Source organism: Flindersiella endophytica (assembly GCF_054779015.1).
In genome coordinates this window covers 36798-51205 of the sequence record NZ_BAAGYY010000007.1, presented here as the reverse complement: position 1 = coordinate 51205, position 14408 = coordinate 36798, and the positions used below count along the sequence as shown (strand labels likewise).

Annotated in this window: 8 protein-coding genes; 5 read left to right on the top strand and 3 right to left on the bottom strand. The window is 67.9% G+C overall.

The annotated features are described in order from the left end of the window. Window positions 1-17: 17 nt before the first annotated feature. The 3 genes from ACYVF6_RS04600 to ACYVF6_RS04590 all read right to left on the bottom strand — a co-directional run bounded on the left by ACYVF6_RS04600 (window position 18) and on the right by ACYVF6_RS04590 (window position 8323). Entirely contained in the window at window positions 18-3368 is a 3351-nt protein-coding gene (locus ACYVF6_RS04600) for a S8 family peptidase (RefSeq protein ID WP_460516046.1), read from the bottom strand. 267 nt (window positions 3369-3635) lie between these two features. After that, entirely contained in the window at window positions 3636-4664 is a 1029-nt protein-coding gene (locus ACYVF6_RS04595; RefSeq protein WP_460516044.1) for an RICIN domain-containing protein, read from the bottom strand. An 11-nt stretch (window positions 4665-4675) separates the two neighbouring features. Next, window positions 4676-8323, bottom strand: coding sequence for an SGNH/GDSL hydrolase family protein (locus tag ACYVF6_RS04590; protein WP_460516042.1), 3648 nt, complete (start codon window positions 8321-8323; stop codon window positions 4676-4678). Window positions 8324-8537: 214 nt separating this feature from the next. Between ACYVF6_RS04590 and ACYVF6_RS04585 the strand changes: the two genes are divergently transcribed. The 5 genes from ACYVF6_RS04585 (at window position 8538) to ACYVF6_RS04565 (ending at window position 14397) form a co-directional block, all read left to right on the top strand. Next, window positions 8538-11459, top strand: coding sequence for an AfsR/SARP family transcriptional regulator (locus ACYVF6_RS04585; protein ID WP_460516040.1), 2922 nt, complete (start codon window positions 8538-8540; stop codon window positions 11457-11459). 35 nt (window positions 11460-11494) lie between these two features. Then, entirely contained in the window at window positions 11495-11773 is a 279-nt protein-coding gene (locus tag ACYVF6_RS04580; RefSeq protein ID WP_460516038.1) for a hypothetical protein, read from the top strand. A 115-nt stretch (window positions 11774-11888) separates the two neighbouring features. Beyond that, complete coding sequence (locus ACYVF6_RS04575; protein ID WP_460516036.1) at window positions 11889-12485, top strand: PadR family transcriptional regulator; 597 nt, start codon at window positions 11889-11891, stop codon at window positions 12483-12485. Between the two features lie 104 nt (window positions 12486-12589). After that, window positions 12590-13555 (top strand): DrrA family ABC transporter ATP-binding protein, encoded by a 966-nt coding sequence (locus ACYVF6_RS04570; protein ID WP_460516034.1) that lies wholly within the window; start codon window positions 12590-12592, stop codon window positions 13553-13555. Then, the gene (locus ACYVF6_RS04565) at window positions 13552-14397 is read left to right on the top strand and encodes an ABC transporter permease (RefSeq protein WP_460516032.1); all 846 of its coding nucleotides are present in this window, start codon (window positions 13552-13554) and stop codon (window positions 14395-14397) included. Before ACYVF6_RS04570 ends, ACYVF6_RS04565 begins: the two co-directional genes overlap by 4 nt. The last annotated feature ends 11 nt before the right edge of the window (window positions 14398-14408 follow it).

Genomic DNA, 14408 nt, shown 5'->3' with positions numbered 1-14408 from the left:
AGGTGGTCCGGGAAATCTCACTTGTCCGGGACTTCGGCCTTACCCCCGGCGATCTCGAACGCTCGGATCGTGGTGACCTCTACAGCGTTGCCTTCGCGGTCGCGGGCCGCGACGCGGATGGTCGCGTAGGCGTCGGAGACGTCGGGCAGCCGCGGGTTGGCGACGTAGCCGTGCCCGACCTGTCGTACCGTGATGTTGCTCCAGGTCAAGCCGTCGTCATAGGAGATGGCCAGGCGGGGCGGTTCTGGTGCGATGCCTCCGGGTGGTCCGGAGAGCGTGATCGACAGCGGGAACGTCGTCGCTGCCGGCGCGCGGCCGTACCCGTCGAAGGAGCCGGTGACCGTCGGGTTGATCATCGGCAGCTCCCAGGACGGGCCGGGCGCGTGCACGGTCCAGGTCGCGCTCACGGTCCGGGCGTAGTGGAACCACGGAAGCTGTTGGGTGGCCCGCATGTCGATCGTGTATCTGGCCGGCGAGATTTGCTCGTCCAGATACATCCAGTACGGGTTCGGCGTGGCCCCTACGATCAGGCCGTTGCGGCGGACCGTGATCGAGCCGGATATCCCCGCCTGGCCGCTCTGCACCTCGAACGTGGCTCGTCCGGGTTCGAACGGTCGTAGGTTGATCTGCATCGAGCCCCATTCTGAGTCGAATGACGCCTCACCACGAGGCAGCCAGACTGGCTTGGCGAGCTCGACTCGGGCGATGCTTTCCGGCCCGTACGTCTGGAGGTTCAGGATCGAGATGAACAGCTGGGCGCCAGATGGGTCCACACCGACGGCGGCGCTGGAGGTGTATGCGGGCCAGTCCAGAACGGACGTCATAGCCATCACTCGCCGGACGGTCGGGAGTTGGACCGGTTGCGCATAGCCGAACGCGTCGCCGTACTCGACGAGCCGGACGAGGTAGCCGGGGAGGCTCGGCCCAGGTGTGCCGGCGTCGACAGTGAGATCGGCCAACTCGCTGTCCGGGTTGGTATAGGCCGGATTTTCTGGGATCTCGCCTCGGGTCGCGCCGGCGAGCTCGTACCAGCGGTCCTCGGCCCGCAGGAGGGCGTTGAGGTCGAACCGGTACTCCGCTACCCGGGCTGGACCGGTTGGCAACGCGAAGACGGCCGGTGGAACTCCTGAGGACTGGAAGCCGACACTCCAGATCCGCATTCCTTCATCCCAGCCGACGAGCTCGCTGACTCGGGCCGCGGCGATCTCGGTGCGGGCTGGGCGGTCGATGGTGAGGCGCGCGGGTGCGGCTCTCCGCGCGTCCAACGTGACTGTGGTGTCGGCGTTCATCATGTTGATGACGGGTGCCGAGAGTACGGCGACGCTGGACGGTGAGTCGTCATCTCCGGGAGTGGCCAGCGTGGCGGCCACGGAGTAGTCGTCGTTCTTCGGCAGCCGGGCGACCAGCTTGCCGTCGCGGAACTTCAGCGGCCATTCGCCACCCATGCCAATCTCGGTCACGACCGGAGGTTGTAGCAGCTGAGCCGCGTTCCAGGATTGGACGGGCTTGCCGGCACGGTCGATGTAGTCGATCGTGAGGTTGTAGGACTCTCCTTCGAGATACACGGTCGCTGGAGTGTGTACGGCGATGCCCGGCGCCTTGGCGATGACCCTCCCGATGAAGTACTGCTCCGGGTAGAGGCCCGGCGGGATCTTCGAGGGGTCGATCAGCAGCGTGACCGAGCGGGTCGAACCCGGCGGAACCGACACCGACGGGGGCAGTGTGAAGCTACCTTCCGGCGCCGGTGTGTGGAACTGGACGTTGACAGGCGCGAACGACAGCCGCAGCGTGAGGGGTCGCGACGAGGCGTTGTGGTAGCTCAGCGTACGGCGCACGGGCGTTTGGTGTGGCCACTGCAGAAACTCCGACAGGTTGCCGTTGGTCGCCCAGACCGGCTGGGAGACTGCGCGTTCGGTGTCGAGGAAGCCGGCGCCCTGGTCCCAGACCGACGCGTCGGTTGGCGCACTGGCGGTGCTGGTGAGGATCGCCTTCAGCTCGGCACCGTCTGCGTTCGGGTAGCGCTGGGCGAGGACGGCCGCGGCGCCGGAGACATGCGGGGCCGCCATCGAGGTTCCGGAAGCCCTTGTGTAATAGGCGTCAACCGGTTCTCCGAGACTTGTGCCGGTTGCTCGGGCGGCTGCGATGTCCAGGCCAGGGGCGGCGAGGTCCGGTTTCATCGCGTAGTCGCCGACCCGCGGCCCGCGGCTGGAGAACCATGCCGTGGTGAGGTCGCGGTTGGTCGCGGCGACGCTCAGCGCCGATGTCGCCGACGCGGGCGAGGTGATGCTGGAATCCCTGGTGAGATTGCCAGCCGCGGCGACGAACAGTGCACCGGTGGTCGCCGACAACCGGTCGACGGCCTGCGAGACCGGGTCGGTGCCGTCGGTCGGGTCGCCGCCGAGGCTGAGATTGACCACTCGGGCATGCTGAGTCTCAGCCGCCCAGGCCATCGCCGCCACGATGCCGGATTCGTTGCCGTTGCCTTCGTCGTCCAGGACCTTGGCGTTCAGCAGGACGGCATCGGGAGCGACGCCCTTGTACTTACCACCGGAACGGGCGCCGTCGCCGGTGATGATCGAGGCGACGTGGGTTCCGTGGCCGTTGTGGTCCGCGGTGTCTTCTGTTCCGAGGAACGAGCGGCTCTCTACGACCGCGCCTTCCAGGTCGAGGTGCGTCTCGTCGACTCCGGTGTCCAGGACGGCCACCTTGACGGCTTGTCCGGTGAAGCCCTTCGCCCAGGCCTGTGGCGCGCGCACCTGCGGAACGCTCTGGTCCAGGTCGGCATGAACTCGACCGTCCAGCCATACCCTGCTGACGGCTCCGGTCCGCATCGACTGGTCGAGCCAACTCCAGTAGGCGGAGGCGGACGGCTTGACCGCGCTGACGGCTTGGCCGCCAATCACCGGCAACCCGAACCCGGGCCGGGCGAGCCCACGACTGGGTTGAGTCACGCCGGGCTTGGCTTGAACGATCAGAGGGATCACATCCGTGGCCCGATCGTCGTAGCGTTGTTCGAACAGTTCGGTAACGTCGAACAACCGGCGATCCAGCCGGCCACTGATCACGTGCGGCACGGCATCCGACGGGTAGACCTCGATGTCGTCGCCGGCCTGCTGGAGCCCGAACTGGATGCCTTCTCTGCCTTTCGCGGGTAAGGGCACCGCGACGGTGCCCTTACCTGTCGTGGCCAGCATGACCCGGTCACCGGTGATCAACGTGACCGTACTCAAGGTCGTGGACCGCGCCGCCTCGCGCGCCCGCGGATCCGGCGTACGCGGCTGCGCGCCCGCCGTCGTAACCCCAGTCAGGGCGAGAACACCGACGGCGATGACTGTTGTCGCTCTGCCGCTGATACGTCCAGTACGCATACGAGCCTCCCCTCTCGCATCGCTTACCTCATTAACCCCCCGATCACTTCGGGAGCGAAGGGGCGTGCGCCATCAGTTCGTTCGTCGATTTGCCTGACCCGCTCGGGCATTTCTTCCAGCCTCGGCAGCGCGGAAGACCCGCCGATGGACGATCTCGAACTCGGGCTCGCCTCTCGCCCCGCCGCTGCATGACCATGCGGACAGCTGGCGTCTCCCCTTCGGTGGCTGAGAGGGGAGACGCGCCGCCATCCTGTACGACAGGGTGGTTCAGACTTGTGGGGTACAGCCCAGGTTCGTGCCGCCGCTGAGGCTGTCGATGATGCAGGACTGGTACTTCCAGGTGTAGATCGTCGCGAACATCGGTGAGGCCACGGTCTCGCCTGGTCTTGCGACGGTTCGGAAATACTCGTAATATCCGGCTCCCTCGGGGAACTGCCGGAACTCGAGGTCCTTGTCCCAGGAATTGGAGCTTGAGAAGTTGAGCCAGCCCCAGATGGACTTGCAGGTGTCGGAGAGCCTCACTTGCAGCCGCCCGGCGGCGTAGGTTGTGTCCGCGACCGATCTCGCACCGACGTTGCACCCGGTCCATCCCGGATCGAGGCCACCGCACTCGCTGTCCCAGCAGTAGCCCCGCCGCCACTCCTGGGAACCTCCACCGTGGCATCCCCAGAGCCAGATCGTCGTGTTGTAGTTGTAGTTGGAGTACTGGACATCCCCGCACAGGTTGCGGTCGTAGTCGGGACGGATCGTGAGGCTCGGTGCCGAGCCGTAGAGTCGCCATCGTTGTTGTTGGCTGCCGTTGCAGTCCTGGACTTCGAATTCCGCTCCGGCCGTCGTGCCACGGGCACCGAGGCAAAGCCAGCGGTTGTAGAGCGGGTGCAGGAAGCCACCGCCCTCGGCAGCGGGTTCCCGGACCCAGATCTGTGCGGCGGACTGGTTGTAGTCATAGAGCTGGACGCGGGCACCGTTGCCGCCCTGCCCTTCGGCATCCATCACGAAGTGGTAGCCGCGAATGAAGAACACCATCCGAACCCAGCTGTCGGGGAAGTCGTCGGCAGCCGAGGCCGCCTTCGCCGGCACGTAGGTCGACGGTTCGGCCGTTGGCGGTTTGACGTTCGGCAGCGTCTTCACGCGCAGGCCGGGAGTGACCTCCGCGCGTTTCGGTGTGACGGGTTTCGGCGTCGCCCGCTTGGCAACGACGGGTTTCGGCGTGGGCTGGCCGGCCGCCGCCAGCGAGGGCACGCTCAAGGTAAGGGCGGACGTCAATGCCAGCAGGATCGCGGCGTTCCTTAGCATCTGGACTCCGTTCAGTTGCGATAGCCGATCTGAGCAAGGGTGTTCTGGAGGGTCGAGGCGTATGCATGCGTGCCGCCGGCGTTGGGGTGGAACGACCCGGCGCGTGGCAGGCCGTCGGTGTCACCGGGATCTGGGTCGCCGATCATGATGGGCCCGTTCAGGAGAGCACCGGGCGTGCAGGCGCCGCGTCCGGTGAACGCCGGCAGCGGGTCGGAGAAGTGGAACCGCATCCCCGCACCCCCGACGTTGGACACCGCCTGGGCCATCTGCTCGGCGAGAACGGTGCCGAGCCGGTTCATGACCGCCGCCTCGGGGTCGGAGATGAGATCGGTGCAATCGTCGTGGTTGTCGCTGAAGAGCAGCGGATATCCGACGAGAACGACCCTGGCGTTGGGAGCGGCTTGCCGGATCCAGAGCAGGGTCTGCTCGATGGACGTCCGGACCGGACCTCGGATCCTGGTGGTGTACTGCCGTTCGGTGTCGGGGTCGAACGCACACGTGCCGAGGACGCAGTCGCGCAGCACCTCGGAGAAGCCGGCGTCGTTACCACCGATCGTCAGCATCACGAGGGTGGTGTTGGCGTCGAGGAACCCGGACGAGATCTGGGGCACTTCGTGGAAGTTGTCCGCCGAGGACTGGCCGAGGCCGTTGATCGTTCCGTAAGGCAGGACGTGATGCGTTCGCGCGTTCGCGCAGGCGATGAACTGGAAGTCCAGCGACGAGTCCAGGGCCGCCGCGCGGGCGCCGAGGCTCGCGGTGCTGTCGGGCAGCGTCAGTAGCCGGCCCCATGCGTCCTTGCTGCGGTGGCACGCGTTCCTGAGTGCCGGATCGTTGCCGTTGTTGTCAGAGACGGGATCGTAGCCTTCGGCTCCTTCGCCGGAGGTGTACGAGTCGCCCATGACGACGATGAAGTGCTCGGGCTTCGCCGCGAGTGGAACGAACGCGACGGCATCGTAGGCGACGTCGAGCTCGCCGGTCCCGTCCCTGGTGACCGATGTGAGCTCGACCGCGGGAGTGCCGGAGGTGAAGTCGAAGACTCCCAGGTTCACCCAGGCGTCGTTCGGCCAGTAGCGCGTGGGAATGAAGCGGTCCTGAACGCCTGCCGCCGTATAGATGCGGTAGTGCGCCTGTGCCGTGTGTGCTCCGTGTTCCGGAAGGTGGACGAGCACCCGTCCCCACGCGTTGATCGGCGACGAGAGTTGCCAACGCCCGGTGACGGCGAGGTTCGGCCGATCGGACTTCCGGGTGTGGGCGAACCAGAAATGTCCGGCGAATCCCGTACCACCGTGGTGGAAGTCGACTTTGGCGGGCCAGGTCGGCGGGGACGTCGCCGCTGTGGGGAACGTGAGCGTGAACGTGCCCGCGTTGCTGAAGAACCCCTTCGGGCACGGCGCGATGCTCGGCTCGGTGACCGGACGGTCGTCGATGACGAGGGCGGCCGGCGGGAGACCGGTACGATCGCAGCGCGGCTGGTAAGGCGGTGGGCGGGTCGGCTCGGGCGCGGACGTGGAGTAGGCCAGACGTTCCTGTCCGCAGCGCTGCGTGCAGTCGATGATCCATCGCGCCGGAACATGCCACCAGCAATGTAGGTCCGCGCGCCCGCACGGCATCGCCTGCGCCGGGTCGCAGGAGTTCTCCGCCGAGCAGAACTGTGTACGCGAGGGCTGCGCCAGAGGCGGCGTGGACGGCCAGGTGCCCGCACCGTAGGACCGTTCCCATTGCTTGCTGGCAAAGTTGTAACGGAGCAACGGCGTTGCGGTCCAGCCCATCACGCGCTCGGGATATGACCAGTTGCCCGGTGTCTTGGCATCGTCGTAGGTCGCCTGGAGGAACATCCGCCGGTTCGGCGGGTAGTTCGGGTTGACGGGATTGTTGGCCCAGCCGAGCCCCCAGTTCCCGTCGGCGTCCGTGCAGCCGGGGCCCGGTGTGCAACCCGAGGTGTTCCCGGTCGAGGCCTGCGGGTTGATGCCGGAGTTGTATGCCCACAAAGCGCCCCACCAGTTCTCGAGATAGCGCGGATCCCCGTCGTTCATGACGAGGTTCATGCCACGCACGGTGTTCCACTTGGCTTGCAGGATCTGCAGTCCGGCGGCGATGTTCGAGGCGTAGTCGACGGTGATCGCCACCTGCTGGTCGCGGGTGTATCGCGGGTCGCCGATGCGCATTCCCGTCGTGACCTGAGCCGCGCCGTAGCCACAGTCCGCCTTCGACCACTCAACCTTGTCGACGACGCCGTACGAGCCGTAGAAGCCGCCCTGGTTGAAGTTTCCAGCGATCCCGTCGGCCGCGTGCGGACTTGCCTGCCACATGTTCGACTCCTGTGCGAGGACGCCGAACAACGTCTGCGCCGGCACCCGGCCTCCACCTGCCAGGGCGTTCGGCGGGAACATCCCCTGAGGCGTCCACGACACCAGCCCGGAACGGTTCCAGTCCGTCGGGCGGGTGATGGTGAGCGCTCCTCGTACGGCGAGCTCGGCCGCCCAAGCGGCTTGTGGCGCGGTGTTCTGCACGGTCATGAGGCGCGGGTCGTTCCTCGGGATCGCGCACACCCGGTCCGGATCCCACGGTGTCGTCGCCGGATCATCGGCCAGCGGCTCGGCCAGGGCCAGGCCCGACACTGGTCCGTTCGACGAACGGGCCGTCGGCGTCGATGGCCGGCCGGCTGGAACAACGGCCTCCTGACGAATCGTCGTGTCCTTCCCGCCAACCGGTCTCGTGCTGAGGTAGATCCGGTCCGGGCGCCCATCGGCCGGTTCGGAGTCCGAGCCTGTGATGGCTTCCTTGTATGTCGTCGACGAAAGGACGGCCAGCCTGCCGTTGCCGGACAGCGACGTGCCCGCAGGCACGTCAACGTACTGCCAACCTGGCAGGCGGAACGCGCCACGGACCTTTCCGGTGACGAAGACCTGGCCGTCGAGACCGGCTCGCAGATCGACATCTGGCAGCGCTCCCGAAGCCAAGCGCTCCGTCCGACCGCCGGCGACGCGCATCACGTCGGACCGCTCACCTCGAGCGACGAGAAAACCCAACCCGCCTTGGGCATCCGGAACGAGCCGGAAGGGCACCCCCTTCGTCGCGGCGAGACTCCGCGCCCGCCCGTGGTTGTCCACGCGGACGACACCGGCCCCGCCAGCCGCGGCGACCGTGCTCCCGAAGGGCACAGCGGAGGTCAGCTGACCGTTGGCGCGGATGGTGTGCTCGATCCGGCCGCTCCGGGTGTCCACGACGTACAAGCGGGTCGTCGCGCGTGCGCCTCCGGTGTCGAGCCTGCTCAGAACCGCGGCCGATCCCGGGCCGCAGCCCGGGTCGAAGTAGGCCAGCGACACCCGGACGTCGAGGTGGTGCACCACGGCGCGGTCGAGATCCACCACAGCCGCGAACCCCCCACCGTCGAAGAGGTCCACGTCGTCGACGAACGCTCTCGGCGCGTAGACGACAACCGCGCGATCGCCATCTCCGGTCACGCATGCGTTCCCGATCCACAGGTCGGTGTCGAGACCGTTCTCGGCGAGCGTCGCGGCCGTCCGCCATCGATACGTCGCACCGTTCTGGCCGGAGTCCGCGACGAGTACGTGGAGGCCGGTCTCGTCGCCGGCCACCGTAACCGCCCGATCGCGACCTGGTGCCGCCGACGCACCGGTCGGTGGCGCACCCGCCATCCCCACCATCGTCAATGCAATGGCCGCACTGAACACAGCTGGCACAAACAACCGCGGACGCATGGCCCACCCCAATCTCCTCCGGATGCACGCCGAGCCCACCAAACGCCACAGGTGCCGATCGAATGTGGAAGCCCGGTGGAAGCTCAGTGGAAGGAGTACTCTCCCGAGCGGGAGTGCCGGAGGTTCCGCCCAGACGTACGGGGAGGTGAACGTGCTTGTCCGCGTTCAGGTGCTCGGGCCTGTGGAGATGCTTCGCGATGGTGAGCCGCGGAGTCTCGGGCCGCAGCTGGCTGTGCTGTTGGGCAGACTTGTCGTCGGGCACGGCCGAGCCGTGCCGACCGTGGACCTCCTCGACGCACTGTGGCCGGATCACGCGCCCGACGGAGCACTGTCGACCTTGCGTAGCCACGTCGCGCACCTTCGCCGGCTCCTCGGGCCGGACCGTGTGGCGAGTCTGGGACATCGGGCCGGTTCCGGCTACCTCGTCCGCCTCACGGCCGAAGAGCTCGACGCGACCGTCTTCGAGTCCACCTACCGCCGGGCCCGGCAGTCCTACACCGCCGGCGACCTCGAGCGTTGCGTCGACCTGTCCACCACCGCCCTTCAGCTCTGGCGGGGCCGGGCGTTCGGCGACATCTCCGGCCGGCCGAGCATCGATCACGAGCGCGCGCGACTGGATGAGCTGGCCCGCGCCACCCGCCGGATCCGGGCGGAGTCCAACGTACGGCTCGGTGACGACGGCGCCGCGATCACCGACCTGTCCGCGTTGCTGGACGCCGATCCGCTCGACGAGGCCGGCCGCGACCTCCTGGTGCGTACCTTGTACCAGGCCGGCCAGGTTGACCGCGCGGCTGTGGTGTGCACGGATGGGATACGCCTGCTCCAGGATCGGGGCCTCGACGCGTCCGACCTGGAACGCCTGCAGCGGTCGGTGCTACGTCGCGAGCCCGGGCTCGGGCTCGGGCACCGGCCCGTTCCGGACGGAACACCCGACCAGCTGCCACCGGCCGCCCTCCGCCTGGTCGGACGCGAGCGCGAGCTCGCCGATCTCTCAGCGGCGTTGGAGAACGGGCCTGGCATCGTCGTCCTACACGGCCCGGCGGGAGTCGGCAAGACGACGTTGGCAATCCACGCGGCCCGCCGCCTGAGCAACGACTTTCCCGACGGAATCCTGTACGCCGAGCTGCGGCAGGCGAGCCCGGAATGGACTTCGGCAGCCGTCCTGGCGGAGTTCCTGCGCGCGCTCGGTGTGCGCCCCTCGGCGATTCCGGCCACGCTCGACGAGCGAGTGTCGATGTTTCGAACCGTCCTGTCGGCCAGGCGCGTCCTCATCGTGATGGACAACGCGACCTGCGAGTTGCAGGTGCGTCCGTTCCTGCCCGGCACCGGCGGAAGCCGCGTCATCGTCAGCTCGCGCTCGCATCTGTCCGGCCTCGACACCAACCGGATCCGGCTCGATGTGCTGGCGCATCACGACGCGCTCGCTCTGCTCGCTCAGGTCGCCGGCGAGCACAGGGTCAAGGCCGAGTCGACCGCTGCGGACCAGATCGTGCGTGACTGTGCGGGGCTTCCACTCGCGGTCTGGGTCGCGGGCGCACGGCTCTCGGCCCGCCCGTACCTCCCGCTGGCAACGGTGTCGGGTCCGCTGAGCGACACTCGCCGGCGACTCGACGAGCTTTCCGTCGGGGACGTCGCGGTCCGGTCCAGCCTCGAGCTGACGTACCAGGCCTTGCCGGCCGGCGCCCGGCTTGCGTTTCGCCGCATCGGCATCACATCGACGAATGCTGTCGCGACGTGGGCACTGGCAGCAGCCGCGTACGAGTCGCTGGCCTGGGGAGAGCGCCGTATCGACGAACTGATCGACGTCCATCTGGTCGAACCGGCCGGTCCCAACCGGTTCCGCGTACACGACCTGGTTCGCCTGTACGCGGAGGAACGCGCGCTGGCCGAGGACGACCCCGCCGATCGCGAGGCGGCCGTTCGCCGCGTGATCGACCTGACCTGCGAGCTCGCCCACCGCGCCGCGGACCACGCCGCAGTCGACTTCCGGCACGGCGTCCCGTGGACACTGGACAACCGGTGGCTACCCGCCACCGACCCGACCGAACTCGAAGCGGTCGTCGCCGACCCGATGGCCTGGTACGGCTCACACCGTGAGTTGCTGCTCCGGCTCGCCGAACATGCCTCGGAAAACGGTCTCGCCGGCGCGGCCGGAAAGCTGGCGACGGCGCTGGTCGGCTTTCTACAGACCTCGAACGACTTCGACACCTGGCGTCGAATCGATGACCTGGTGCTCAGGACAGCGGACCGTGCCTCGGGCGCTGAGGCCCGACGGGTTCGGCTCGCGGTGGAACGAGACCTCGGTGAGCTGGAGACGATCCAGGACAGGTACGACGAGGCGGCCCGGCACTTCGCGTCCGCACTCACCGAGGCAGAGACGCTCGGCCGCAGCGACGACCCCGACGACCGCAGGATCGCCGCCGGCCACCTGCCCGCGATCCTGTCAGGTCTCGGATACCTCGACCGCCTGCGCGGCCGCTACGCCGACGCCCTGCTGTCGTTCACCCGAGCCCTCGACTGCGCCACGAACCCCGCGACCGCGGCGTATGCGGTATGTGGGTCGGGCGTCACCCAGCTCGAGTGCGGCCACACAACGGTCGCCGAATCCGCCTTCAACCAGGCCCTCGTACTCAGCCAACGCAGCTCCTACCGGCCAGGTGAGGCCCAGGCACTCCGGTGTCTCGCCATGATCCGGCAGAGCCGTGGGGAACTCCAGGCAGCCGAGGAACTCCTGGAACGCGCGGCCGACATCAGCGCCCGCCTGGGCGACCGGCTGAGCACCGCGCATGCGCACACCTGGCTGGCACAGGTGTGGAACGAGCAGGGACACACCACCAAGGCGCGGTCGCTCCTCGACGCGTGCCTCGCCGTGTACCGCGCATCGGACAACCTCTGGGGCGAGGCGACAGTGCTCGGTGCCCTGGCCCGCACCCACCTCCACGCTGACCTGCACACCGCACGAGCGCTCGTCAACCAGTCGCTCGCGATCTGGCGCCGGCTCGGTTCGCCGTACTGGATCCGCCGCCACGAAGACCTGCGGCAGGAGATCAGTACGCGAATCACCGAAGCCTGACGCAACTGCAGATCCTGCTCGAGAGCAAGGTACGCGTGCCGGGCGCGGGCCTCGAACAGACGCTCCGCAAGCTCGGCTTCGAGCCGGCCCAGGCCATACTGTCCGCCACGACACCCGCGCTGCCCGCGGCTGTGACCGCGCTCGGCGGCGTGCCGTCACTGGTCGCACAGGGCGCGCTGGTAGCTGGCCGGTTTGTCTCGGCGGTGGTCGCGGGGGAGCGGGCCGCGGCAGCTGAGCGGCGCAACGCGCACGGCTACGACCGGCGAGCTGGTCGGCACGGTGGCTTTGGAGGTCTCCACCGGCACCGTTTGTAGGTCAGTGCTGACACCACCCGGACCAGGAGGGCACCCTAGTGTTGGTGGGAGTTGACACCACCCTGGCGGGCGCGCAAGCGGAGCGAGTCCGAGCAGATTGAGCGGAAGTGGGCGCATGTCGGCGACGAAGCTCCTGGTACTCGGTATCGTGCACCTTTCCGGCGGCGCGCATGGCTACCAGGTGCGGTCCGAACTGCTGCAGAGCTGGCGTGCGGAGAATTGGGCCAAGATCAAGCCCGGCTCGATTTATCACGCACTGAAGAAGGCGGCGGCTGATGGCCTCCTCACCGAACACGCCGAGCCGGGCGACTCCGGGCCGGAGCGCGTTCTGTACCGCGCGACAGCTCGGGGACGTGACGAGATAGTCGAACTGGTCCGCGACGGTCTGCGGCGCACCCACGACCCGGACATGCTCAACGCGTCCATCGCCATGTTGCCCATGCTGACCAGGACAGATGCCATCGCGCACGTTAACGAGCGGGTCGCGCGCCTGGAAGCGGAGCTCGTAGAGCAGGCCAAGTGGCGGGAGCACCCCAATCGGGACACCCCCGAGCACGTCCGCGATCAGGCCGAACTGTGGGCGGGACACGCACGCACCGAACTGGAGTGGGCGAAGAGCCTGAGCAAACGACTGTCTGAGGGCGCCTACACCATGGCCGATGATCCGGGTTCGTGGCGAACGGTCCCCGATCCCCTCAAGATGCGCTTCTAATCAAACTTGACAAGACGTTCCTCCTCGTGCACTCTGGCCAAGTACTCAAACTTGACTAGCGCTCAACCAATCCGTTCGCCACACCGAGAGAAGGAATCGAACCCATGGGAACGCTCGCGATCGAGACGAGAGGGTTGAAGAAGAGCTTCGGCACGACCCACGCGGTCGCCGGTGTGGACCTGGCCGTGAGCGCCGGGGGCGTGTACGGCGTGCTCGGTCCGAACGGGGCGGGCAAGACCACCGCGATCCGCATGCTGGCCACGCTCCTGCACCCCGACGCCGGAGAGGCGCACGTGTTCGGCTACGACGTCGTGCGTGACGCCCAGGCGGTGCGGAGCAGGGTGGGCCTCGCCGGGCAGTTCGCGTCGGTCGACGAGGACCTCACCGGGGTGGAGAACCTGTTGCTGCTCGCCAGACTGCTCGGCTACTCACGCCGCCGAGGCAGGGAGCGGGCGACCGACCTGCTCGACGCGTTCGGTCTTGCCGAGGCGGCCGACCGGCAGGTGAAGAAGTACTCCGGCGGGATGCGCCGGCGCATCGACATCGCGGCGAGCCTGGTCGTCACCCCCGAACTGATCTTCCTCGACGAGCCCACGACCGGCCTCGACCCGCGCAGCAGGAACCAGGTCTGGGAGATCGTCCGCGGCATGGTCGCCGAGGGCACCACCGTGTTGCTGACCACGCAGTACCTCGACGAGGCCGACCAACTGGCCGACCGGATAGCGGTGATCGACCACGGGAAGGTCATCGCCGAGGGCTCGAGCGGCCAGCTCAAGGCGTCGGTCGGCGCCGGCTCGCTGCACGTACGGCTACGTGCGCCCGAGCAGCGGGCCGAGGCCGAACGGGTCCTCGCCGGCGTCCTCGAGGTGCCGGCCGAGCCGTCCGCCGACCCGGCCGCGCTGTCCGCGCGGATCTCCGACCCCGAGCGGGTCGCCCGTTCCCTGGCCGAGCTGTCCCGCAGCGGCATCGACGTCACCGAGTTCGCGCTCGGTCAGCCGAGCCTGGACGAGGTGTTCCTCACCCTGACCGGACATCCCGCCGAAGAGACACCCGAGGAGGATGCCGCATGAATGCCACGACCGCGGAGCAGGCGTCGGCGCCGGTCACCGAGGACGCGCTGCGCAGTGTGCTGTTGGCCGGCGAGCGGCCGTCTCGCCCCGGCCCGGTGCGCACCTCGTTGACATTCGGCTGGCGGGCGCTGCTGAAGATCAAACACGTGCCCGAGCAGCTCGTCGACGTGACCATGTTCCCGATCATGTTCACACTGATGTTCACCTACCTGTTCGGCGGCGCGCTCGCCGGGTCGACACAGGAGTACCTACAGTTCCTGCTGCCCGGCATCCTGGTGCAGGCGAACGTCATGATCACCATGAACACCGGCATAACGCTGAACACCGACATCCAGAAGGGGGTGTTCGACAGGTTCAGGGCGCTCCCGGTGTGGCGACCGTCGCCGCTGGTCGGCGCCCTGCTCGGCGATGTGATGCGCTACTCGATCGGGTCGGCGATCGTGATCATGCTCGGACTGGTCCTAGGGTTCCGGCCGGAGGGTGGCGCCGTCGGCGTGGTGCTCTCGGTGGTGCTGCTGCTGGTGTTCTCGTTCTGCCTGTCGTGGCTGTGGACGATGCTCAGCCTGATCCTGCGCACGCCGAACTCGGTGGCGGGGGTCAGCATGATGGTGATGTTCCCGCTGACGTTCGGGAGCAACATCTTCGTGGACCCGAAGACGATGCCCGGGTGGATGCAGGCGGTCGTCGAGGTCAACCCGATCACCCACCTGGCGACCGTGGTACGCGGCCTGATGGACGGCTCGGTGCCCGCCGGGGAAATCGGCTGGGTGCTCGTCTCGTCCGTACTTCTCGTCGCGGTCTTCGGTCCCATCACCATGGTCCTCTACCGCAACAAGAAGTAGATGCCGCTACC